This is a genomic window from Corallococcus sp. CA054B (assembly GCF_003611625.1).
In the GTDB taxonomy this organism is placed as follows: Bacteria; Myxococcota; Myxococcia; order Myxococcales; family Myxococcaceae; genus Corallococcus; species Corallococcus coralloides.
Genome location: NZ_RAVY01000422.1, coordinates 1 through 676 on the forward strand (window position 1 = coordinate 1; position 676 = coordinate 676).

General features: G+C 67.9%; 1 protein-coding gene. It reads right to left on the reverse strand.

Going from position 1 to position 676, the window contains the following annotated elements:
- Window positions 1-347: 347 nt before the first annotated feature.
- Window positions 348-676 (reverse strand): SUMF1/EgtB/PvdO family nonheme iron enzyme (locus D7V80_RS41135; RefSeq protein ID WP_147447413.1); only part of this gene is annotated, 329 nt, incomplete at its 5' end.

Sequence of the window (676 nt, forward strand, 5' to 3'; positions counted from 1 at the left end):
GGGTCGGGGGATGGGGACAGGCGCCGTGGCGCAGCCCACCGCGAACAGCAGTCCCGCCAGCCACAGCCAACGCCCACTGCCATTCCTCATCCCAAGCGCTCCTTCAGGGAGGCGCGGGCATCGCCTATCAAGAGCTCACGTTCACCTCGAGGCGTCCGCGCACCGAGGACGGCAAGGGCTGCATGGATTTGCGTCTCGATGGAAGCGCGCAGGTTGCTCATGGCTCTTGCAGGGGGCGCGTCGGCGTGAGGCCACGTCCGAAGGCTTGCAAAGCCTACTCCAGGGCATCGCCCCTGCAATCTCCAATTCCTGTTTGTCAGTGATAGGTGAGGACAGCTTTTACATCCTCAAGGCGCGGACATCACCCACCGCGCGGCGCCCACCGCCAGCGCCCCGTCGCGACGGGATGCGCACACCGGCTGCTCCCGTCCCCCGCACAGCAGGCCTCCCTGCGCCCACTGCGGAAGCGAAGCCACGAGCTTCTCCACGCCCCAGGGCGAAGCACGGGTAGCCCCGTCATCCCGCATCGAGTTGCCCCACGGGAACAGCCGGCCATCCGGTCCACGGGCCCCCATTTCCCATTCCTCGCTGGAAGGCAGCCGCAGCGCCGCGCCTTCAATGCGCGACAGCGCCGAGCACAGCGCTTCCGCCTCCACGAGAGTGCACGGCAACGGCT